General features: G+C 72.5%; 18 protein-coding genes. All 18 read left to right on the top strand.

Features of this window, described 5'->3' with window-relative positions; all coding sequences use genetic code 11:
* Positions 1–69 precede the first annotated feature (69 nt).
* Entirely contained in the window at positions 70–2,730 is a 2,661-nt protein-coding gene (gene alaS, locus ACWGPF_RS05875; RefSeq protein ID WP_452331930.1) for an alanine--tRNA ligase, read from the top strand.
* Positions 2,727–3,194, top strand: coding sequence for a Holliday junction resolvase RuvX (gene ruvX / locus ACWGPF_RS05870; protein ID WP_452331929.1), 468 nt, complete (start codon positions 2,727–2,729; stop codon positions 3,192–3,194). The genes alaS and ruvX overlap by 4 nt, the downstream gene beginning before the upstream one ends.
* 7 nt (positions 3,195–3,201) lie before the next feature.
* Positions 3,202–4,575, top strand: coding sequence for an endolytic transglycosylase MltG (mltG, locus tag ACWGPF_RS05865; RefSeq protein WP_452331928.1), 1,374 nt, complete (start codon positions 3,202–3,204; stop codon positions 4,573–4,575).
* Positions 4,568–5,431 (top strand): shikimate dehydrogenase family protein, encoded by an 864-nt coding sequence (locus ACWGPF_RS05860; protein ID WP_452331927.1) that lies wholly within the window; start codon positions 4,568–4,570, stop codon positions 5,429–5,431. Before mltG ends, ACWGPF_RS05860 begins: the two co-directional genes overlap by 8 nt.
* A gap of 5 nt (positions 5,432–5,436) precedes the next feature.
* Positions 5,437–6,654, top strand: a complete 1,218-nt coding sequence (gene aroC, locus ACWGPF_RS05855) for a chorismate synthase (protein ID WP_452331926.1) — start codon at positions 5,437–5,439, stop codon at positions 6,652–6,654.
* On the top strand, positions 6,638–7,198 hold the full coding sequence (locus tag ACWGPF_RS05850) for a shikimate kinase (protein ID WP_452331925.1): 561 nt from the start codon (positions 6,638–6,640) through the stop codon (positions 7,196–7,198). The genes aroC and ACWGPF_RS05850 overlap by 17 nt, the downstream gene beginning before the upstream one ends.
* Positions 7,195–8,313 carry a 3-dehydroquinate synthase gene (gene aroB, locus ACWGPF_RS05845; protein ID WP_452331924.1) on the top strand — a complete coding sequence of 373 codons (1,119 nt, stop codon included), beginning with the start codon at positions 7,195–7,197 and terminating at the stop codon, positions 8,311–8,313. Before ACWGPF_RS05850 ends, aroB begins: the two co-directional genes overlap by 4 nt.
* 74 nt (positions 8,314–8,387) lie before the next feature.
* Positions 8,388–8,951: an elongation factor P gene (efp, locus tag ACWGPF_RS05840; RefSeq protein WP_345435464.1), complete on the top strand. Its 564-nt coding sequence runs from the start codon at positions 8,388–8,390 to the stop codon at positions 8,949–8,951.
* 9 nt (positions 8,952–8,960) lie between these two features.
* Complete coding sequence (nusB, locus tag ACWGPF_RS05835; protein ID WP_345435466.1) at positions 8,961–9,371, top strand: transcription antitermination factor NusB; 411 nt, start codon at positions 8,961–8,963, stop codon at positions 9,369–9,371.
* Positions 9,372–9,389: 18 nt separating this feature from the next.
* Positions 9,390–12,677, top strand: coding sequence for a DEAD/DEAH box helicase (locus ACWGPF_RS05830; protein ID WP_452331923.1), 3,288 nt, complete (start codon positions 9,390–9,392; stop codon positions 12,675–12,677).
* Between the two features lie 74 nt (positions 12,678–12,751).
* A complete protein-coding gene (gene pyrR, locus ACWGPF_RS05825) occupies positions 12,752–13,288 on the top strand; it encodes a bifunctional pyr operon transcriptional regulator/uracil phosphoribosyltransferase PyrR (protein WP_452331922.1) in 537 nt (178 codons plus the stop codon).
* Positions 13,288–14,247, top strand: coding sequence for an aspartate carbamoyltransferase catalytic subunit (locus ACWGPF_RS05820; RefSeq protein WP_452331921.1), 960 nt, complete (start codon positions 13,288–13,290; stop codon positions 14,245–14,247). Before pyrR ends, ACWGPF_RS05820 begins: the two co-directional genes overlap by 1 nt.
* The gene (locus ACWGPF_RS05815) at positions 14,244–15,548 is read left to right on the top strand and encodes a dihydroorotase (protein ID WP_452331920.1); all 1,305 of its coding nucleotides are present in this window, start codon (positions 14,244–14,246) and stop codon (positions 15,546–15,548) included. Before ACWGPF_RS05820 ends, ACWGPF_RS05815 begins: the two co-directional genes overlap by 4 nt.
* Positions 15,545–16,054 (top strand): PH-like domain-containing protein, encoded by a 510-nt coding sequence (locus ACWGPF_RS05810; protein ID WP_345435476.1) that lies wholly within the window; start codon positions 15,545–15,547, stop codon positions 16,052–16,054. Before ACWGPF_RS05815 ends, ACWGPF_RS05810 begins: the two co-directional genes overlap by 4 nt.
* Positions 16,051–17,211: a glutamine-hydrolyzing carbamoyl-phosphate synthase small subunit gene (carA, locus tag ACWGPF_RS05805; RefSeq protein WP_452331919.1), complete on the top strand. Its 1,161-nt coding sequence runs from the start codon at positions 16,051–16,053 to the stop codon at positions 17,209–17,211. The genes ACWGPF_RS05810 and carA overlap by 4 nt, the downstream gene beginning before the upstream one ends.
* Positions 17,204–20,485 carry a carbamoyl-phosphate synthase large subunit gene (gene carB, locus ACWGPF_RS05800; protein ID WP_452331918.1) on the top strand — a complete coding sequence of 1,094 codons (3,282 nt, stop codon included), beginning with the start codon at positions 17,204–17,206 and terminating at the stop codon, positions 20,483–20,485. The genes carA and carB overlap by 8 nt, the downstream gene beginning before the upstream one ends.
* Positions 20,482–21,333, top strand: coding sequence for an orotidine-5'-phosphate decarboxylase (gene pyrF, locus ACWGPF_RS05795; protein ID WP_452331917.1), 852 nt, complete (start codon positions 20,482–20,484; stop codon positions 21,331–21,333). The genes carB and pyrF overlap by 4 nt, the downstream gene beginning before the upstream one ends.
* 7 nt (positions 21,334–21,340) lie before the next feature.
* Positions 21,341–22,249 (top strand): guanylate kinase, encoded by a 909-nt coding sequence (gene gmk, locus ACWGPF_RS05790; protein WP_452331946.1) that lies wholly within the window; start codon positions 21,341–21,343, stop codon positions 22,247–22,249.
* Positions 22,250–22,257: the final 8 nt, after the last annotated feature.

Genomic DNA, 22,257 nt, shown 5'->3' with positions numbered 1-22,257 from the left:
TTCGTACGCGGGGACGCCGCCGGATGGCGGCGGCTCCCGCACGCACCAGCAAGGACGAACCCCCACCTCATGAAGACCGCGGAGATCGCGCAGCGCTACCTCGACTACTTCGAGAAGAACGACCACACCATCGTCCCCTCGGCGTCGCTCGTGAGCGATGACCCGTCGATCATGTTCACGATCGCCGGAATGGTGCCGTTCATCCCGTACCTCACGGGGGTGGTCCCGGCTCCGTTCCCGCGCGCGGCCGACGTGCAGAAGTGCATCCGCACGAACGACATCGAGGAGGTCGGGAAGACCGCGCGTCACGGCACGTTCTTCCAGATGCTCGGGAACTGGTCGTTCGGCGACTACTTCAAGGAAGGCGCCATCGCCTACGCCTGGGAGCTGCTCACGTCGAACGAGTCCGACGGCGGCCTCGGGTTCGCGGAGCGCGACCTGTGGGTGACCGTGTACGAGGACGACGACGAGGCCGCCGGCCTGTGGCAGAAGATCGCCGGTCTCCCCGCCTCGCGCATCCAGCGGATGGGCAGGGCCGACAACTTCTGGACGACCGGTCAGCCGGGGCCTGCCGGCCCCTGCTCCGAGATCTACTTCGACCGCGGTCCGGCGTACGGGCCCGACGGGGGCCCCGCCGTCGACGACAACCGCTTCCTCGAGATCTGGAACCTCGTGTTCATGCAGAACGCGATCACGAACGTGCGGTCGAAGACCGAGTTCGACATCGTCGGAGAGCTGCCGAAGAAGAACATCGACACCGGCATGGGCCTCGAGCGCGTCGCCTTCATCAAGCAGGGCGTCGAGAACATGTACGAGACCGACCAGGTGCGCCCCGTGCTCGATCGCGCGGTCGAGTTGTCGGGCCGCCGCTACGGCGCCGTGCACGAGGACGACGTGCGCTTCCGCGTGATCGCCGACCACGTGCGCTCGTCGCTCATGCTCCTCTCCGACGGCGTCACGCCGTCGAACGAGGGGCGCGGCTACATCCTGCGCCGTCTCATGCGGCGCACCGTCCGCTCGATGCGCCTGCTCGGCGTCGAGGAGGCGACGTTCCCCGCCCTCTTCGAGGCTTCCCGCGATGCCATGAAGGCGGGCTACCCGGAGGTGGAGAGCGACTGGCAGCGCATCTCGTCGTACGCGTTCGCGGAGGAGGAGACCTTCCTGCGCACGCTCACGGCGGGGTCGACGATCCTCGACACGGCCGTGGAGAGGACGAGGGCCGAGGGCGGGACCACGCTTCAGGGCTCCGAGGCGTTCCTCCTCCACGACACGTACGGGTTCCCCATCGACCTCACGCTCGAGATCGCCGAGGAGGCGGGCATCGGCGTGGATCGCGACGCGTTCGACACGCTCATGCAGGAGCAGCGTCTTCGCGCCAAGGCCGACGCGCGCTCGCGCAAGCGCGCGATCGCCGATGTCGGCGTCTACCGCGACTTCCGCGCGCTCGGGGAGACGGTCTTCACGGGGTACACCGATCTCGAGACGCCGTCGCGCGTCCTCGGCGTGCTCGTCGACGGGGTCTCCGCTGGCCGCGCCTCCGAGGGGCAGATCGCCGAGGTGATCCTTGCCGAGACGTCGCTGTACGCCGAGTCGGGCGGCCAGGTGGCCGACAAGGGCACCATCGTCGGCCCCGGCTACGAGCTCGAGGTGCTCGACGTGCAGCGCCCCGTGCCGGGACTCGTCAGCCACACCGTCGAGGTCGTGCGAGGCGAGGTGGCGGTCGACCAGCCCGCGACGACGATCGTCGACGCCGCGAACCGCCGGTCCGCCACGCAGGCGCACTCCGCCACCCACCTCGTCCACGCCGCCCTGCGCGACACGCTCGGCTCTGGCGCGACGCAGGCGGGCTCGCTCAACCGTGCCGGCTACCTGCGCTTCGACTTCACCTGGAGTCAGGCGCTCAGCGCCGCCACGCGCAGCGAGATCGAGGAGATCGCCAACAACGCGGTGCGCGACAACCTCGAGGTGTCGACGCGCGTGCTGTCGCTCGACGACGCGAAGGCGGCGGGCGCGATGGCGCTCTTCGGGGAGAAGTACGGCGAGACGGTGCGGATGGTCGACATCGGCGGTCCGTGGTCGCGCGAGCTCTGCGGCGGCACGCACGTCGCGACCTCGGCGGAGATCGGGCTCATCTCGATCACGGGGGAGTCGTCGGTGGGGGCCTCGAATCGCCGCGTGGAGGCCCTCGTCGGCCTCGACGCCTTCCGGGAGCTGACGGCCGAGCGCGCGCTCGTGAGCGAGCTCACGGCGGCGCTCAAGACCCCCAAGGACCAGCTGGCCGCGCGCGTGACCGAGCTCGCGGCCGGCCTCAAGGCGGCGGAGAAGCGCATCGCCCAGTTCGAGGCCAAGGCGCTCGCCGAGCGTGTGCCCGCCCTCGCCGAGACGGCGGAGCGAGCGGGCGCCGTGCGCCTCGTGGTGCAGGACGTGGGAGCCGTCGGATCGCAGGACGACGTCCGCTCCCTCGTCACGTCGGTGCGCGAGCGCCTCGGCAGCGAGGCGTCCGTCGTGGCCCTCGCCGCCGAGATCGGCGGGCGCCCCGTCGTCATCGCCGCCACGAACGAGGCGGCGCGCGGCGCAGGCGTCAAGGCGGGCGTGCTCGCCAAGGCCGCCGCCGCGGCGCTCGGCGGTGGCGGCGGCGGACGCGACGACATGGCGCAGGGCGGGGGAGCCGACGCCACGGCCATCCCGGCAGCGCTCGACGCCGTGCGCGCCGCCGTGAGCGCTGCGTGACGGGCTTCCGGCGCGGAGTCCGGCTCGGCGTCGACGTGGGCAGGGCCCGCGTCGGCGTCGCGCGCTGCGATGCCGACGGGATGCTCGCCGTCCCCGTCGAGACGGTGCCGCGCGACGATGCGTCGATCGCGCGGCTCGTGGCCCTCGCGGCCGAGCACGACCCGATCGAGATCGTCGTCGGCCTGCCCGTCAACATGCGCGGCGAGGACACGCCGTCGACGACGGACGCGCGGATGTTCGCGGCCGAGCTCGCGGGCGCGCAGCCCGCGCCCGTGCGGCTCGTGGACGAGCGTCTCAGCACCGTGACCGCGCACGCCGCGCTCCGGCAGTCGGGGCGGCGCCAGAAGGGGTCGCGTAGCATTGTCGACCAGGTCGCCGCCGTGGTGCTGCTGCAGCACGCGGTCGACACGGAGAAGCAGACGGGGATCGCACCCGGGATCCCCCTCGGCACCGGTTTGGAGTAGCCCCCGCATGCCCGAGACCCCCGATCCCCGAGGCCTGACGCGTCGCGAGCTGCGCGAGCGCGAGATGGCCGCGCAGGCCCGCCGGACGCTCCCGAGCGCCGCGGCGCGCGACGTCCACGATGCCGTCGCGCACGAGGCCCCCGGACACGAGGTCGCCGCGCACGGTGCCGCCGCGCACGACGCGCACGGCGCCGCCCCGCGGGATGGCGCCGCCTCCGCGCCTCGGGGGACGCGGGCCGCCCCCGGGCTCGACGACCTCTTCGCGCCCGGTCAAATCGACGCGCGGCCGGCGAAGCGCCGTGGATCGAAGCTCGGCTGCCTCATCTCCCTCGTCATCGTGCTCGCCCTCGTGGGCGGGGTCGTCGCGGGGGGCGCCTACGTGTGGAGCACCTACGGCGAGCGCATCTCCGCCTTCCTCGGATGGGACGGACCGCACGACTACGAGGAGGGCGAGGCGACGGGCGAGGCCCTCGTCACGATCTCCGACGGCGACACCGGGGAGACGATCTCGCAGAGCCTCTACGACGCCGGCGTCACCCTGGAGCCGGACTCGTTCTACCGCTATCTCATCGAGACGGGCGACGAGGGGACGTTCTTCCCCGGGGTGTTCCAGCTGCAGCAGCGCATGACGTCGGAGGCGGCGCTGGCGGCGCTGGGCGACGACGCCAACCGGCTCGAGAACACCGTCCTCATCACGGAGGGGAGCTTCGCCGCCGATGCGCTCGCGAGCATCGCGGAGGTCACCGACATCCCGCTCGAGGAGCTGCAGGCCGCGGCGGCGGACTACTCCCGCTTCGGCATCCCGGCGGAGGCTCCGAGCATCGAGGGCTACCTCTTCCCCGCGACCTACACGTTCGACCCGGAGGCGACAGCGGACGACGTGATCCGCACGCTCGTCGACGAGACGTTCGAGCGCCTCGATGCGCTCGGCGTCGCGGAGGAGGACCGCTTCGAGATCCTCACGATGGCCGCGCTCGTGCAGCGGGAGTCCGGAGGCGAGGACGACATGGCGCGCATCGCCCGCGTGTTCTCCAACCGCGTCGAGCAGGGCATGCTCCTGCAGTCCGACGCCACGGTCGCCTACGGCGCCGACAGCACGCACACGGTCTGGACGACGGACGAGCAGCGCGCCGACGCGTCGAACCCCTACAACACGTACGTGCACGAGGGGCTGCCGGTGGGGCCGATCGGCCTGCCCGGCGAGGCGGCCATCGAGGCCGCCATCTCGCCGGCAGAAGGCTCGTGGCTCTACTTCGTGCCGATCAATCTCGCCACGGGCGAGACGGTGTTCTCCGACACCCTCGCAGAGCACGAGGCGGCCGTGGCCCAGCTGCAGGAGTGGTGCCGAGCGAGCGAGGAGAACGCGGTCTACTGTGAGTGACGCTCTCCTCGAGGTGTGGGGCGACCCCATCTCGCACAGCCGCTCGCCCGACCTGCACGGCGCCGCCTACCGGCTGCTGGGCCTGGACTGGGAGTTCGCGCGCCGCCGCGTCACCGGCGACCTCTTCGACGAGAGTCTGGCACGCGCCCTCGGGCGCGTGCGCGGTCTCGCGGTGACGATGCCGCTCAAGGAGCGCGCATTCCGCGCAGCCGGATGGCACGGCCGGCGCGCAGAGCTCACGGGAGCGGTCAACACGCTGTTCTTCGGCACCCCGTCGCGTGATCTCCCCGGCATCGCCGAGTGGGACGGCGCATCGCCCGTCGGGTTCAACACGGATGTCGGCGGCATCGTGCGGGCGCTCGGCGAGCTCGGCATCGACCAGCTGGAGCGCGCCCGCATCGCGGGCGCGGGGGCGACGGCGGCCTCCGCGCTCGTCGCGCTCTCCGAGCTCGGCGCCCGCCGTGTCGACATCGTCGCGCGCACCCCCGAGCGTGCCGAGCCCCTCGTGGCGATCGGCGGGCGGGCGGGCGTCGACGTCCGCGTGTCGTCGTTCGACGCCGCCCACGCCGCCGTCGACCTGACGATCGCGACCCTCCCGGGCGGCGCCGCCCTGCCCGACGACACGGCGGACCGCCTCGCGGACGTCGGAGGGGCGCTCTTCGACGTGGCCTACTCGCCGTGGCCCTCCGCCCTCGCGACGCGATGGCGGCCCGGAGCCGCGCACTCGGGGCTCGGCATGCTGCTGCACCAGGCGGTGCTGCAGGTGCGCATCTTCACGACGGGGGGCCTCGACGAGCCTCTGCCCGGCGAGGAGGCGGTCGTGGCCGCGATGCGCTCCGCGCTCATGGGAGACTAGACATCATGCTCCGCGTGCTCACCGCCGGCGAATCGCACGGCCCCGAACTCATCGCCATCATGGAGGGACTCCCGGCCGGCGTCCCCGTCACGGCCTCCGCCATCCAGGCCGATCTGCAGCGACGCAAGCTCGGTTACGGCCGCGGGTCGCGCATGAAGTTCGAGCAGGACGAGCTGTCGCTCTCGGGCGGTGTCCGCCACGGGCTCACGATGGGGAGCCCCATCGCGCTGCGCATCGGCAACACCGAGTGGCCGAAGTGGACCGAGGTCATGAGCCCCGAGCCCGTCGAGCTGACGGAGAAGTCGCGCGGGCGCGGTGCGGCGCTCACGCGCCCGCGACCGGGGCACGCCGATCTCGTGGGCATGCAGAAGTACGGCTTCGACGAGTCGCGCCCGATCCTCGAGCGCGCGAGCGCCCGCGAGACCGCGGCGCGCGTCGCCCTCGGCGCCGTGGCGCGCGCCTTCCTCGGCGAGCTCGGCATCCGCCTCGTCAGCCACACGCTGTCCATCGGCCCCGTCCGCGTGCCGGACGACGCGCCGCTGCCGGGCCCCGACGACGTCGCGCTGCTCGACGCCGACCCGCTGCGGTGCTTCGACGCCGCGACGAGCGAGCGGATGGTCGCCGAGGTCGACGACGCGAAGAAGGACGGCGACACGCTCGGCGGCATCGTCGAGGTGCTCGCCTACGGGCTGCCGCCTGGGCTGGGATCGCATGTGCAGTGGGACCGCCGTCTGGACGCGAAGCTCGCCCAGGCGCTCATGAGCATCCAGGCGATCAAGGGCGTCGAGGTCGGCGACGGCTTCGAGACGACGCGCCGCCGCGGATCGCAGGCGCACGACGAGCTGTTCGCCACGGACGGCGGCATCGCGCGCGGCACCGACAAGGCGGGCGGCACGGAGGGCGGAATGTCCACGGGGACGCTGCTGCGCGTGCGCGCGGGCATGAAGCCGATCGCGACCGTCCCGCATGCGCTGCGCACGATCGACGTCGCCACGGGCGAGACGGCCTCGGCCCATCACCAGCGCTCCGACGTCTGCGCCGTCCCGGCTGCGGGCGTCGTCGCCGAGGCGATGACGGCGATCGTGCTCGCGGAGGTCGTGCTGGAGAAGTTCGGCGGCGACTCGGTCGCCGAGACGCGCCGCAACCTGGAGGGCTACCTCGAGGCCATCCCCGACACGCAGCGGACGGCCGCCGACGCGCTCGCGCATGACGCCGACCTCTGAACCGGCGGGCGCCGTCGTCTTCGTCGGCCCCATGGGCGCCGGCAAGTCGAGCCTCGGGCGCCGTGTGGCGCGTGCGCTCGGCCTGCCGTTCACCGACACCGACTCCGAGATCGTGCGCGCGCACGGTCCGATCGCCGAGATCTTCGTGCGCGAGGGGGAGGAGCGCTTCCGCGCCCTCGAGCGCGATGCCGTCGCGCGATCCCTCGCCGACGGCGGTGTCGTGGCGCTCGGCGGGGGAGCTGTGCTCGCGGCGGAGACGCGCGCGCTGCTGCGCGACCACCGCGTCGTGCTGCTCACGGTCGACGAGAAGACGATCGCGGCGCGCATCCGGGGCCAGAAGCGCCCCCTGCTGAACGCGGGCGACGACCCCGTCGCCGAATGGGTCCGCATCCGCGATGCCCGCGCGGCCCTGTACGAGGAGGTCGCCGACCGCGCCTTCGACACGTCGAAGGGCCCTACGCAGGCCACGGTCGACCGGATCGTCGCCTGGCTGCGCGGCGAAGACGACGAGCGCCCGGAGGCGGCGCAGGAGGAGGACCGATGAGCGACACCGTGATCCGCGTGGAGGGGCAGCCGGGCTACGACGTCGTCGTCGGGCACGGCGTGCTCGGGCGTCTCGCCGACGCGCTGCCGCCCGCCGCGAAGAAGGTGCTCGTGGTCCACCAGCCGTCGCTCGGCGCGCGTGCCGATGCGCTGCGCTCGTCGCTCATGTCCGACGGCACGCGCGAGGTCCTCCTCGCCGAGGTGCCGGACGCGGAGTCGGCCAAGCGCGTCGAGGTGGCCGCGTTCTGCTGGCAGATCATGGGGCAGGCCGACTTCACGCGCTCCGACGCCGTCGTCGGACTCGGCGGCGGCGCCGTCACCGACCTCGCGGGCTTCGTCGCGGCGACCTGGCTGCGCGGCGTCGACGTCGTCCAGGTGCCGACGACCGTGCTCGGCATGGTCGACGCCGCCGTCGGGGGCAAGACCGGCATCAACACCGCCGAGGGGAAGAACCTCGTCGGCGCGTTCTGGGCGCCGCGCGCGGTGCTGTGCGACCTCGAGCTGCTCGCGACGCTGCCCGGGAACGAAGCGGTGGCCGGGTTCGCCGAGGTCGTGAAGGCCGGCTTCATCCGCTACCCCGAGATCCTCGACATCGTCGAGGCCGACCCCGCCCGCGCCGTCGACCCCGCGACCCCCGAGTTCCGCCGATGCATCGAGCTCGCCATCCGCATGAAGGCCGACGTCGTCGGCGCGGACTTCCGGGAGTCGGGCGTGCGCGAGACGCTCAACTACGGCCACACCCTCGGGCACGCCGTCGAGCACGCCGAGCGCTACCGCTGGCGCCACGGCGCAGCGGTGTCGATCGGCATGATGTACGCCGCCGAGCTGTCGCGCCTCGCGGGCCGGCTCTCCGACGCCGCCGTCGACCGCCACCGCGCCATCCTCGAATCGCTCGGCCTCCCCACCACGTACCGCGCCGGCGCATGGCAGCAGCTGCTCGCCACGATGCAGCGCGACAAGAAGGCGCGGGCGGGGATGCTCCGCTTCGTCCTCCTCGACGACATCGGGAAGCCCACCGTCACGCAGGCGCCCGACGAGTCGCTCCTCTTCGCCGCGTACCAGGAGATCGCCGAGGAGAGCGCCGGCCGGATCGTGTCCACAGGCGGGGGCCGGTAGGATATTCTCTCGGCCCTGCGCGGGCCATCCGAACCTTCATACGAACGATCCTCACGAACGGACCGAACAGGCATATGGCTTCCACGGCAGACATCAAGAACGGCGTCGTTCTCTCCATCGACGGACAGCTCTGGAGCGTGGTGGAGTTCCAGCACGTGAAGCCCGGCAAGGGCGGGGCGTTCGTGCGCACCAAGCTGAAGAACGTCGTCTCGGGCAAGACCGTCGACCGCACCTTCAACGCCGGCGCGAAGGTCGACATCCAGAACGTCGACCGCCGCGACTTCACGTACCTCTACAACGACGGCGAGTCCTTCGTCTTCATGGACGCGACCGACTACGACCAGATCAACGTGTCGGAGGCCGTCGTCGGCGACGCCGCCAACTACCTCCTCGAGAACCAGCTCGTGACGATCGCGCTGCACGACGGCCTTCCGCTCTACATCGACATGCCCGCATCGGTCGTCCTCGAGATCACCTACACCGAGCCGGGCCTCCAGGGCGACCGCTCGTCTGCCGGCACCAAGCCCGCGACGGTGCAGACCGGCTACGAGATCCAGGTGCCCCTCTTCCTCGAGACCGGCACGAAGGTCAAGGTCGACACCCGCACGGGCGACTACCTCGGCCGCGTCAACGACTGAAGCCCGCGAGTGAGCGCACGCACCAAGGCGCGCAAGCGCGCCCTCGACATCCTCTTCGCCTCCGACGTGCGAGGCGACGCCATCGAGACGACCCTCGGCGCCGAGGCGCGGCGGGCCGCGGCCGAGCCCGCACGCGAGGCGTCGTGGCTGTACGCGCGCGACATCGTCGACGGCGTCATCGACCACCGGGACGAGATCGACGAGCAGATCACGACGCACAGCCGTGACTGGAAGATCGACCGGATGCCCGCCGTCGACCGTGCGCTCCTCCGCATCGGGACGTGGGAGATCCTCTACAACGACGACGTCCCCACCGCCGTCGCGATCGACGAGGCCGTCGAGCTCGCCAAGGAGCTCTCCACGGAGGACTCCGGCGCGTTCGTCCACGGCGTCCTCGCGCGCATCGCGCGCTCGAACTGAGGCCGGGGCACCTTCCGCGTGGCCGCGCCGTACGTCGACCCCGACGCCATCCGACGGATGGCGGAGGGCGCATCGTACGAGCGCGGCGTGGCGTACTTCCAGGAGGGCGCCGTCGAGCACGCCCGCTGGATGACCGACGGCGTGACGCTCAACGCGCGCGTGGCGGGCTCCGTCGCGCGCGCGTACAGCCAGCGCATCCGCGTCGATCCCCGCGGCGCGAGCGTCATCGCGAGCCAGTGCTCGTGCCCCGTCGGCAGCCGGTGCAAGCACGTCGTCGCGGCGCTCCTCGCCGCGAACGCGCAGCACCGCAACGCCGAGGCCGACGGCCATCCGGCGGTCGCCGCGTCGTCGTGGCGCGCGCTCCTCGCGGCGCCGGAGGCGCCGCTCGCGACGGGGACGGCGCCGCTCGCGCTCGGCGTCGAGCTCCGGCAGCGCGCCGCCCGCGGGCAGAGCGCGTGGCAGCCGCGCAAGGCGTCGGCCGCGACACCGCGGCAGATCGCCACGGGCGACACGGCGGAGCTCTTCGTGGGCCTCCGGCCGCTCCTGCGCAGCGACCGCTCCGACGCCTGGATCAAGGGCGACGTCACGTGGGACGCGGTCCGTCGGCCCGGCAGCCGGTTCCCTCGATCGCAGACGCGGTGGTTCGCCGAGCTCTACAGCATCGCGCGCGACGTGTTCCGGATGGACGCCTACGGCGACGGTGCGGAATGGCTCACGCTCGACACCGTCTCGTCGGCCCTGCTCTGGCCGCATCTGCGGGCCGCTGACGCGCTCGGCATCCCCCTCGTCCCGACGCAGAAGCTCCTGGAGGTGCGCCTCGCTCCGCACGCCGAGGCCCGCGTCGGCATCGACCGCCGGGAGGACGGCGGGCTGCGCGTGCGCGCGGAGGTCGAGATCGCCGGCGCCCCCGTCGATCCCCGCACCGTGCGGCCCGTGGCCCGCACGGGCGTGTACGCCGTGGGCCTCGAGTACGGCCGCATCACGCTCGATCTCGCGCCGGTCGCCCTGGGAGAGCCCGTCCACGCGCTCCTGTCCGCGGGCGGGGAGGTCGCCGTTCCCGCCCGCGAGGCGGACGAGTTCGTCGCGGAGGCCGTGCCGGTCATCGCCCGCCGCGCGGGCGTCCGCGCCTCGGCGGGGATCGAGCTGCCGGAGACACCGGAGCCCCGTGCGCACATCGCGGTGGCGTTCCATCCGGGGGACCGCACGACGTACGTGCTGTCATGGGACTACCCCGGCCTCGGACGGCATCGCTTCGACGGGACCCCCGGTGCGGCCGCGGCCGATCCGGATCGCGACGAGACGACCGAGGCCGCCCAGGCGGAGGCCGTGGCGCGCGCATGGGACGCCGCCGGCGACCTGCCCTACGCGCCCTCTGGCGAGCTGCGCGACGTCGACGCCGCCGAGTTCTCCTACGCCGTCCTGCCCGCCCTCGAAGCGGCGGGAGTCGTCGTGGAGACGACGGGGGAGAGGCGGCGCTACCGCGAGCTGGAGGGGGCACCCGAGATCTCCGTCTCGACGGTCGAGAGCACCGACGCCGACTGGTTCGACCTCGGCGTCGTCGTCTCGATCGACGGCCGCAGCATCCCGTTCGCTCCGCTCTTCACGGCGATCAGCCAGCGCCGCAAGAAGATGCTGCTCGCCGACGGCGGGTACTTCTCGCTCGACCATCCCGCGCTCCAGCGGCTGCGCGACCTCGTGGACGAGGCGGCGACGCTCTCGGAATGGGAGTCGGGACCGCGCATCAGCCGCTACCAGACGGCGCTGTGGGCCGACTTCGAGGACCTCGCCGACGAGGCGGTCCCCGCCGTCAGCTGGCGCACCACGGCCGAGGGTCTGCGCGACATCGACCGCATCGAGCCGACGCCGGCCCCCGCCGGCCTCCGCGCCGAGCTGCGGCCGTACCAGCAGACCGGACTCGACTGGCTCGCCTTCCTGTGGCGGCACCGGCTCGGGGGCATCCTCGCCGACGACATGGGCCTCGGCAAGACGGTCCAGATGCTCGCGCTCATGCTGCACACGCGCGAGCAGGGCGAGGACCGCCCCTTCCTCGTCGTCGCGCCGACGTCCGTCACGGCGACGTGGGCGGACGAAGCGGCGCGCTTCGCCCCGTCGCTGCGCGTGCGACGCATCGATGCGACGCGCACGAAGCGCTCCGGCTCGCTCGCCGACGTGGCGGCCGACGCCGACGTCGTCGTGACCTCGTACGCCCTCCTGCGCCTCGACGACGACGAGTACGCGTCCGTGGAGTGGGCGGGGCTCATCCTCGACGAGGCGCAGTTCGCCAAGAATCCGCAGACCAACGTGCACCGCGCCGCGCGCGAGCTGCGCGCCGACGTCACCTTCGCCGTCACCGGGACGCCGTTGGAGAACGGTCTGACCGAGCTGTGGGCGCTCCTCTCCCTCGCCGCGCCCGGCCTCTTCCCCTCGGCCCGGCGGTTCCGCGAGGAGTACGTCGGCCCCATCGAGAAGGGCAAGGTCCCGGAGGACCAGGAGGGGTCGGACTACCGCGAGCGCAGGCTGGCGCGCCTGCGCCGGCGCATCCGCCCCCTCATGCTCCGCCGCACGAAGGAGCTCGTCGCGGCCGATCTGCCGCCCAAGCAGGAGCAGCGGCTCCACGTCGAGCTGAGCCCTGAGCACCGCGCCGTCTACGACACCGTGCTGCAGCGCGAGCGCCAGAAGGTGCTCGGGCTCCTGCACGACCTCGACCGGAACCGCTTCATCGTGTTCCGCTCGCTGACGCTGCTGCGCCTGCTCAGCCTCGCGCCCGAGCTCGTCGACCCGGCGCACGCCCACATCTCCTCGAGCAAGCTCGATGCGCTCGTGGAGCAGCTCTCCGAGGTGACGGCCGAGGGACACCGCACGCTCGTCTTCAGCCAGTTCACGTCGTACCTGGACCTCGTGTCGGAGCGGCTCACACGCGAGGGGATCGCGCACGCGCACCTCGACGGGTCGACGCGCGACCGCGCGGGAGTCGTCGCCGACTTCCGCACCGGCGACGCCCCCGTCTTCCTCATCAGCCTCAAGGCGGGCGGGTTCGGCCTCACGCTCACGGAGGCCGACTACGTCTACCTGCTCGACCCGTGGTGGAACCCCGCGGCCGAAGCGCAGGCCGTCGACCGCGCGCACCGGATCGGCCAGACGAAGACCGTCATGGTGTACCGCATGATCGCCGCCGACACCATCGAGGAGAAGGTCATGGCGCTGCAGGAGCGCAAGGCGCGCCTGTTCAAGGCCGTCATGGACGACGACGCGCTGTTCTCGCAGGCGCTCACGGCCGACGACATCCGCGGGCTGCTCGAGGACTGAGCGCCCCGCCTCGGCTAGACTGGCTGCACCGGCACCTTTAACCCCGTCCTGTGAGGCGGAGAAGGGAGCGGCGCATGAGCACGAGAACCGTGCTTCACGACGCTGACATCGCACGTGCGCTCACCCGCATCGCGCACGAGATCCTCGAGTCGAACAAGGGCCCCGACGGGCTCGTGCTCCTCGGCATCCCGACCAGGGGTGTCACCCTCGCCCGCCGTCTCGCGGCGCTCGTCGAGCGCTTCGGCGGCGCCCCCGTGCCGGTCGGCGCCCTCGACGTCACGATGTACCGCGACGACCTCGCGCAGCACCCCACGCGGACGCCGCGCCCCACCGACATCCCCGCGGGCGGCATCGACGGGCGCACCGTCGTGCTCGTCGATGACGTGCTCTTCTCCGGTCGCAGCATCCGCGCCGCGCTCGACGCGCTCGGCGACATCGGCCGCCCTGCCGCCGTGCGCCTGGCCATCCTCGTCGACCGCGGGCACAGGGAGCTCCCGATCCGCCCCGACTTCGTCGGCAAGAACCTGCCGTCGGCGCGCTCGGAGCGGGTCAACGTGCGCCTCGCCGAGATCGACGGCGATGAGCGCGTCTCGATCGAGGGGGCGGAGTGATGCGTCACCTGCTCGACACCCGCACGCTGTCGCGCGCCGACGCGCTGCGGATCCTCGACGTCGCGGAGGACATGGCCGGGACGCAGGAGCGCGAGGTCAAGAAGCTCCCGACGCTGCGGGGCAAGACCGTCGTCAACCTCTTCTTCGAGGACTCCACGCGCACCCGCATCTCGTTCGAGGCCGCGGCGAAGCGCCTCTCCGCCGACGTCATCAACTTCTCCGCCAAGGGCTCGAGCGTCTCGAAGGGCGAGAGCCTGCAGGACACCGCCCAGACGCTGCAGGCCATGGGGGCGGACGCCGTCGTCATCCGGCACGGCGCATCGGGGGCTCCGCGCACGCTCGCGACGAGCGGATGGATCTCGGCCGGCGTCGTCAACGCGGGCGACGGCACGCACGAGCACCCCACGCAGGCGCTGCTCGACGCGTTCACGATGCGCAAGCGCCGGCACGGCGACGACAGCCGCGGGCGCGATCTCGCGGGCTACCGCGTCGCGATCGTCGGCGACATCCTGCACTCGCGCGTCGCGCGGTCGAACGTGTGGCTCCTCCACACGCTCGGCGCGGAGGTGACTCTCGTGGCGCCGCCCACCCTGCTGCCGCAGGACGTCTCGGCATGGCCCGTGTCGGTGCGGTACGACCTCGACGCGGCGATCGCCGACGCTCCCGACGCGCTCATGATGCTCCGCATCCAGCTCGAGCGCATGAACGCCGCCTATTTCCCGTCCGAGCGGGAGTATTCGCGCCGGTGGGGCCTCGACCCCGTGCGCCTCGCGGCGCTTCCCGACGATACGATTGTCATGCACCCCGGACCCATGAACCGGGGGCTGGAGATCTCCGCCGCCGCCGCCGACTCCCCCCGGGCCACCGTGCTCGAGCAGGTGAGGGCCGGTGTCTCGGTGCGGATGGCCGTGCTCTACCTGCTGCTCGCAGGGGAGCGGACGAACGAGGAGGAGCGATGAGCGAGGTGCTCCTCATCCAGGGGGCCGCGATCGAGGGCGGCGCGACAGCCGACATCCTCGTCGAGGACGGCCGCATCGCGGAGGTCGGCTCGGGCCTCGGCCGCGCCGGCGCGCGGCGGATCGACGCCGACGGGCTCATCGCCCTGCCGGGCCTCGTCGACCTGCACACGCACCTGCGGGAGCCGGGCTACGAGGCGAGCGAGACCATCCTCACGGGAACGCGTGCCGCGGCGGCGGGCGGCTTCACGGCGGTGTTCGCGATGCCGAACACCTCGCCCGTCGCGGATGTCGCGGGCGTCGTCGAGCAGGAGCTCGCGCTCGGAGAGGCGGCCGGGTACGCCACGGTGCAGCCGATCGGCGCCGTCACCGTCGGCCAGAAGGGCGAGCGGCTCGCCGAGCTCGGCGCGATGGCCGACTCCCGGGCGCGCGTGCGCGTCTTCAGCGACGACGGCTTCTGCGTGTGGGATCCGCTCATCATGCGTCGCGCGCTCGAGTACGTGAAGGCCTTCGACGGCGTGGTCGCGCAGCACGCGCAGGATCCGCGGCTCACGGAGGGCGCCCAGATGAACGAGGGCGTCGTGTCGGCCGAGCTCGGCCTCGCGGGGTGGCCGGCCGTCGCGGAGGAGTCGATCATCGCGCGCGACGTGCTCCTCGCCGAGCACGTCGGCTCGCGCCTGCACGTCTGCCACCTGTCGACGGCGGGATCGGTCGACATCATCCGGTGGGCGAAGAAGCGCGGCATCGACGTCACGGCCGAGGTCACCCCCCACCATCTGCTCCTCACCGACGAGCTCGTGCGAGGGTACGACGCGCGCTACAAGGTCAACCCGCCGCTGCGCCGCGAGGAGGACGTCCTCGCCGTGCGGGAGGGCCTCGCCGACGGCACGATCGACATCGTCGCGACCGATCACGCGCCGCACCCGTCCGAGAACAAGACGTGCGAGTGGGCGGCGGCCGCCAACGGGATGGTCGGCCTCGAGAGCGCCCTGCGCGTCGTGCACGAGGCCATGGTCGAGACGGGTCTGCTGGGATGGTCCGACATCGCCCGCGTGCTCTCCGCCGCGCCGGCGCGCATCGGCCGCCTCGCCGGCCACGGCACGCCCGTCGCGGCCGGACAGCCCGCGGAGCTGACGCTCTACGACCCGCGCCCTTCGGCGCCCTTCACGCACGACGATCTGCGCGGCCGGAGCGTCAACTCGCCCTACCTCGGACGGGAGCTTCCCGGTCGCGTGCTGTGGACCATCCACCGGGGCGCGCCGACGCTCGCGGACGGCGTGCTCGTCGAGGGGGTCGGCGCATGAGCGCGTACCTCCCCGGCCTGCTCGTCGCCGTCGGCCTCGCCGTGCTCGCGCTCGGCGGGATGGCGTGGGGATGGCGACGACGAACGCGCAGGGACGCGGCGCTGACGGCCCCCATGCGCCCCTCGGAGGGGCGCGAGACGGCCGTGTTCGACGTGCTGTACGTCGCCACGACGCGGCACGACCACCCGCTCGAGCGCCTCGCCCTGCGCCCCCTGGCCTTCCGCGCCCGCGCGTCCGTCACCGTGACGGACGCCGGCGTGGCCCTCGCCCTCGCGGGCGAGCCGGCCGTCTTCCTCCGCGCCGCCGAGCTCGCCGGCGCGGGGCGCGCGACCTGGACGATCGACCGGGCCGTCGAGAAGGACGGCCTCGTCGTGATCGCCTGGCACGCGTCCGACGGCACGATCTGCGATTCCTACGTGCGCCTGCAGGGAGGCGATCCCGACGCCCTCGTGGCGGCGATCGAGGACCTGCGCGCACCATCCACCCCCACAGGAGCCACCCGATGACCTCTCTCCTCGACCGCGACCCCGCGGTCCTCGTCCTCGAAGACGGCACCCGGTACGCGGGCTACGCGTACGGGGCCCGCGGCACCACGCTCGGCGAGGTGGTCTTCTCGACCGGCATGACCGGCTACCAGGAGACCCTCACCGACCCGTCGTACGCCGGACAGATCGTCCTGCAGACGGCGCCGCACATCGGCAACACCGGCGTCAACGCGGAGGACCCCGAGTCCCGCCGCATCTGGGTCGCCGGGTACATCGTGCGCGACCCCAGCCGCGTGGTGTCGAACTGGCGTGCGGACGAGCCCCTCGACGCGGCGCTCGAGCGCGACGGCATCGTCGGCATCAGCGGCATCGACACGCGCGCCGTGACGCGCCGCATCCGCTCGGAGGGCTCGATGCGCGGCGGCGTCTTCTCGGGGGACGCCGCAGGCATCGACCCGGACGAGCAGCTGCGCATCGTCGCGGAGGCGCCGGAGATGTCCGGTCGCAACCTCTCCGGCGAGGTCTCCGTCTCCGTCGCCGCCGTGACGCCCGCGCAGGGCGAGCGCATCGGGAACGTGGCCGTCATCGACCTCGGCATCAAGCAGGCGACGGTCGAGAACCTCTCCCGCCGCGGCTTCGAGGTGCACGTCCTGCCCCAGAGCGCGACCTTCGCCGAGGTGAAGGCGATCGACCCCGTCGCGGTCTTCTACTCCAACGGCCCCGGCGACCCCGCCGCGAGCGGCGCCCACGTCGAGCTGCTGCAGGACGTGCTGCGCGACGGCCTGCCGTTCTTCGGCATCTGCTTCGGAAACCAGCTGCTGGGTCGCGCGCTCGGCCTCGGCACGTACAAGCTGCCGTTCGGGCACCGCGGCATCAACCAGCCGGTCAAGGACAAGCTGACCGGACGCGTGGAGATCACGGCGCACAACCACGGCTTCGCCGTCGAGGCGCCGATCGAGGGCGTGTTCGAGAGCCCGGCCGGGTTCGGCCGCGTCGAGGTCAGCCACGTGGGCCTCAACGACGACGTCGTCGAGGGGCTGCGCGCGCTCGACATCCCCGCCTTCTCGGTGCAGTACCACCCGGAGGCCGCAGGCGGACCCCACGACGCCAACTACCTCTTCGACCGCTTCCGCGACCTGGTCGCCGACACCCTCAGCAAGAAGGACGCGAATGCCTAAGCGCGACGACATCACCTCCGTCCTCGTCATCGGATCCGGCCCGATCGTCATCGGCCAGGCGTGCGAGTTCGACTACTCGGGCACCCAGGCGTGCCGCGTGCTCCGCGAGGAGGGCGTGCGCGTCATCCTCGTGAACTCGAACCCGGCCACGATCATGACCGATCCCGACTTCGCCGACGCGACGTACATCGAGCCGATCACCCCCGAGGTCATCGAGACGATCATCGCCACGGAGAAGCCGGACGCGATCCTCCCGACGCTGGGCGGCCAGACGGCGCTCAACGCGGCCATGGCCCTGCACGAGCGCGGCATCCTCGAGAAGTACGACGTCGAGCTGATCGGCGCGAAGCCCGACGCCATCCGCAAGGGCGAGGACCGCCAGATCTTCAAGGAGCTCGTCATCGAGGCGGGCGCGGAGGTGGCGCGCAGCCACATCGCGCACACCATGGAGGAGGTCCTCGCAGGCGCCGAGAAGCTCGGCTACCCCCTCGTCGTGCGCCCCTCGTTCACGATGGGCGGCCTCGGGTCCGGCTTCGCGTACAACGAGGAGGAGCTGCGCCGCATCGCGGGCGCGGGCCTTCACGAGTCGACCACGACCGAGGTGCTGCTCGAGGAGTCGATCCTCGGGTGGAAGGAGTACGAGCTCGAGCTCATGCGCGACACGGCGGACAACACCGTCGTGGTGTGCTCCATCGAGAACGTCGACCCGGTCGGCGTGCACACGGGCGACTCGATCACGGTCGCGCCGTCGCTCACGCTGACGGATCGCGAGTACCAGCGGCTCCGCGACATCGGCATCGACATCATCCGCGCGGTGGGAGTCGACACGGGCGGCTGCAACATCCAGTTCGCCATCAACCCCGAAGACGGCCGCATCATCGTCATCGAGATGAACCCGCGCGTCTCGCGGTCGTCGGCGCTCGCCTCGAAGGCGACGGGCTTCCCCATCGCGAAGCTCGCGGCCAAGCTCGCGCTCGGCTACCGCCTCGACGAGGTGCCCAACGACATCACGCGCGTCACGCCCGCGTCGTTCGAGCCCACGCTCGACTACGTCGTCGTCAAGGTGCCCCGCTTCGCGTTCGAGAAGTTCCCGGCCGCCGACCCCACCCTCACGACGACCATGAAGTCGGTGGGCGAGGCGATGGCGATCGGCCGCAACTACACGACGGCCCTGCAGAAGGCCCTGCGATCCGTCGAGAAGCGCGGCTCGAGCTTCCACTGGGGCGACGAGACCCGGTCCGTCGACGAGCTGCTCGAGAGCATCCGGACGCCCACCGACGGCCGCATCGTCGACGTGCAGCAGGCGCTGCGCCTGGGCGCGACGGCCGAGCAGGTGTTCGAGTCCACGAAGATCGACCCCTGGTTCATCGACCAGATGGTGCTCATCAACGAGGTCGCGGACGCCATCCAGGCCGCTCCCGCTCTCGACGAGCGGGCCATCCGCCTCGCGAAGGAGCACGGCTTCTCGGATGCGCAGATCGCGCAGCTGCGCGGTCTGAGCGAGGCCGAGGTGCGTGCTCAGCGCCACGCGCTCGGCGTCCGCCCGGTCTTCAAGACGGTCGACACGTGCGCGGGCGAGTTCCCCGCCGCGACGCCGTACCACTACTCCAGCTACGACGCCGAGACCGAGGTGACGCCGTCGGAGCGCCGCAAGGTCGTCATCATCGGGTCGGGCCCCAATCGCATCGGCCAGGGCGTCGAGTTCGACTACTCGTGCGTGCACGCCTCGTTCGCCCTGAGCGACGCGGGGTTCGAGACCGTCATGGTCAACTGCAACCCCGAGACCGTGTCGACCGACTACGACACCTCCGACCGCCTGTACTTCGAGCCGCTCACGCTCGAGGACGTGCTCGAGGTGCTCCACGCGGAGGCGCAGTCGGGCGAGCTCTTCGGCGTCGTCTGCCAGCTCGGCGGCCAGACGCCGCTCGGACTCGCGAAGGGCATCGAGGACGCGGGCTACACCATCCTCGGCACGAGCCCGGCGGCCATCGATCTCGCGGAGGAGCGCGGGCTGTTCGCGGGCATCCTCGAGCGTGCCGGGCTCGTCGCGCCGCGCAACGGCACCGCCACGGACGTGGACGGGGCCGTCGCGATCGCGGAGGAGATCGGCTACCCCGTGCTCGTCCGCCCCAGCTTCGTGCTGGGCGGCCGCGGCATGGAGATCGTGTACGACACGGCGAGCCTGCGCGACTACTTCGTGCGCATCGCCGACCAGGCGATCATCGGACCCGGCCAGCCGCTCCTCGTCGACCGGTTCCTCGACGACGCGGTGGAGATCGACGTCGACGCGCTGTACGACGGCGAGCAGCTGTACGTGGGCGGCATCATGGAGCACCTCGAGGAGGCCGGCATCCACTCCGGCGACTCCAGCTGCACCCTCCCGCCCATGTCGCTCGGCCGCAGCGAGATCGACCGCGTGCGGGAGGCCACCCTCGCCATCGCCCAGGGCGTCGGCGTGCGCGGGCTCCTCAACGTCCAGTTCGCCATCAGCGCGGGCGTCCTCTACGTCATCGAGGCGAACCCCCGGGCGAGCCGCACGGTCCCGTTCGTCTCGAAGGCGCTCGGCATCCAGCTCGCGAAGGCGGCGAGCCGCGTCATGGCGGGGTCGACGATCGCCGAGCTGAAGGCGGAGGGGCTGCTCCCCGAGGCCGACGGATCGCGCGTCGCCCTCGACGCGCCCGTCGCGGTCAAGGAGGCCGTGCTGCCCTTCAAGCGCTTCCGCACGAAGGAGGGCGCCGTGGTCGACTCCGTGCTCGGTCCCGAGATGCGCTCCACCGGCGAGGTCATGGGCATCGACCGCGACTTCCCGACCGCCTTCGCGAAGAGCCAGGCGGCCGCGTACGGCGGCATCCCGCTCAGCGGGACCGTCTTCATCTCCGTCGCGGACAGCGACAAGCGCGACGTCATCCTCCCGGCGCATCGTCTGCGCCAGCTGGGCTTCGACATCCTCGCGACGGAGGGCACGGCGGAGATCCTGCGCCGCAACGGCATCGAGGTGGGCGTCGTCAACAAGTACAGCGCGACGCAGGAGAGCGGCGAGGAGAACATCGTCGACCTCATCAACGCGGGCCGCGTCGACATCATCGTGAACACGCCGAGCGGCATGTCGGCCCGTGCCGACGGCTACGAGATCCGCGCGGCAGCCGTCGGCGCCGACAAGGCGCTCTTCACGACCATCTCCGTGCTCGGCGCCGCCGTGAGCGCCATGGACTCCATGGCGGGCGGCTACCGCGTGAAGAGCCTGCAGGAGTACGCCCTGGAACGCGCGTCGTGACGACCTTCGGAGAGCGGGTGCGCGCCGTCCTCGACGAGCGCGGCCCGCTCTGCGTGGGCATCGACCCGCACCTCCCGTTGCTGGAGAGCTGGGGTCTCGAGGCCTCGGCCTCGGGAGCGCGGGAGTTCGGCCTGCGGGTCGTCGACGCCGCGGCGGGACGCGTCGGGATCGTCAAGCCGCAGGTGTCGTTCTTCGAGCGCTTCGGCTCACGCGGGATCGCGGCGCTCGAAGAGGTCATCGCGTCCGCCCGCGCCGCGGGCCTCCTCGTCATCGCCGACGCCAAGCGGGGCGACATCGGGTCGACCATGGACGCCTATGCGGCGGCCTGGCTGGAACCCGGCTCGCCCCTCGAAGCCGACGCGCTCACGGCGAGCCCCTACCTCGGCGTCGGGGCGCTCGACGGCGCGTTCTCCCTCGCCGACGCGCACGGCAAGGGCGTCTTCGTCCTCGCGGCGACGAGCAATCCCGAGGCGGCCGCTCTCCAGCGCGGCCGCAGCGCGGATGCGACGATCGCCGCCGCCGTCGTCGCCGAGGTGTCGGCGCGCAACGCGCGCGTCGCCGCCCCCGGCGAGTGGGGCAGCACGGGCTTCGTCATCGGGGCGACCGTCGACTGGGACGCGGCGGGCCTCGCGCCGTTCGCGCCGCCCGCGCCCATCCTCGCGCCCGGCTTCGGCTACCAGGGTGCGCAGGCGGGTGACCTCGCCGCCGTGTTCGGGCGGATGGCGCCGTGCGTCATCGCCTCGGAGTCGCGCAGCATCCTGGCGGCGGGCCCAGAGGGCATCGCCGCCGCCGTCGCCGCCGCGGCGGCGGCCTACCGGGGGGACGAGAACGGAGGACCCGTTGCCTGAGCACGCCATCGCCCCCCGCCCGACGCCGCCCGAGGTCGACCGCGCAGCGGCGTCCCGCAAGGCGGTGGCGGCACGCCGCGCGCGCGCCGCGCTCAAGCGCGACCTCTCGACCCGCGTCGTCACGCCGCAGGAGGCGCTCCGCCGTGCGACGGCCGACCCGCAGTCGGCCGCGGGCACGATGCGCGTGCCCGAGTTCCTCACAGCGCTCCCCGCCATCGGGGAGGGCAAGCGCGACCGCATCCTCGCGGAGCTCGCGATCTCGCCCGTCAAGCGCCTCGGCGGCCTCGGCGCGCGCCAGCGCCGTGCGCTGGAGGAGTGGCTCGACCGCCGCATGCCGGAGCCGCAGGCGCGTCCCGCGCGCAGCCGGCTGCTCGTGCTCGCCGGGCCCACTGCGGTGGGCAAGGGTACCGTCGCGGCGCACATCCGCGCGCACCATCCCGAGCTCCATCTCTCGGTCTCGGCGACGACGCGCGACCCGCGCCCTGGCGAGGTCGACGGCGAGCACTACTTCTTCGTCGACGACGCGGAGTTCGACCGCCTCATCGCGGAGGGCGAGCTGCTGGAATGGGCCACGGTCCACAATCGCCACCGGTACGGCACCCCGCGCGGCCCCATCGACCGCGCCCTCGCCGACGGCAAGGCCGTGCTGCTCGAGATCGACCTGCAGGGCGCGCGCCAGGTGCGCGAGGCCGAGCCGTCGGCCACGCTCGTGTTCCTCCTGCCGCCCAGCTGGGACGAGCTCACCGCGCGCCTCGTCGGTCGGGGCACGGAGGATGCAGAGGAGCGCGCGCGGCGCCTGCGCACCGCGAAGGTCGAGCTGGCCGCTCAGGGCGAGTTCGACTTCCGCGTCGTGAACGCCGACGTCGCCGAAGCCGCGCAGCAGGTCGTAGACTTGATCCAGGCGCCCGCGCGCTGATCGTCGCG

This window comes from Microbacterium sp. NPDC055683 (assembly GCF_053617895.1).
Note: the sequence above shows the minus strand (reverse complement) of the source record. Positions and strands in the feature narration are given on the sequence as shown.

What these genes read in the sequence shown, in the direction of transcription:
- mltG (WP_452331928.1), top strand. Translation starts at nt 3,202, where the DNA reads ATGCCCGAGACCCCCGATCCCCGAGGCCTGACGCGTCGCGAGCTGCGC.
- carA (WP_452331919.1), top strand. Translation starts at nt 16,051, where the DNA reads ATGACCTCTCTCCTCGACCGCGACCCCGCGGTCCTCGTCCTCGAAGAC.
- ACWGPF_RS05820 (WP_452331921.1), top strand. Translation starts at nt 13,288, where the DNA reads ATGCGTCACCTGCTCGACACCCGCACGCTGTCGCGCGCCGACGCGCTG.
- aroC (WP_452331926.1), top strand. Translation starts at nt 5,437, where the DNA reads ATGCTCCGCGTGCTCACCGCCGGCGAATCGCACGGCCCCGAACTCATC.
- pyrR (WP_452331922.1), top strand. Translation starts at nt 12,752, where the DNA reads ATGAGCACGAGAACCGTGCTTCACGACGCTGACATCGCACGTGCGCTC.
- efp (WP_345435464.1), top strand. Translation starts at nt 8,388, where the DNA reads ATGGCTTCCACGGCAGACATCAAGAACGGCGTCGTTCTCTCCATCGAC.
- ACWGPF_RS05850 (WP_452331925.1), top strand. Translation starts at nt 6,638, where the DNA reads ATGACGCCGACCTCTGAACCGGCGGGCGCCGTCGTCTTCGTCGGCCCC.
- ACWGPF_RS05815 (WP_452331920.1), top strand. Translation starts at nt 14,244, where the DNA reads ATGAGCGAGGTGCTCCTCATCCAGGGGGCCGCGATCGAGGGCGGCGCG.
- aroB (WP_452331924.1), top strand. Translation starts at nt 7,195, where the DNA reads ATGAGCGACACCGTGATCCGCGTGGAGGGGCAGCCGGGCTACGACGTC.
- carB (WP_452331918.1), top strand. Translation starts at nt 17,204, where the DNA reads ATGCCTAAGCGCGACGACATCACCTCCGTCCTCGTCATCGGATCCGGC.
- ACWGPF_RS05810 (WP_345435476.1), top strand. Translation starts at nt 15,545, where the DNA reads ATGAGCGCGTACCTCCCCGGCCTGCTCGTCGCCGTCGGCCTCGCCGTG.
- alaS (WP_452331930.1), top strand. Translation starts at nt 70, where the DNA reads ATGAAGACCGCGGAGATCGCGCAGCGCTACCTCGACTACTTCGAGAAG.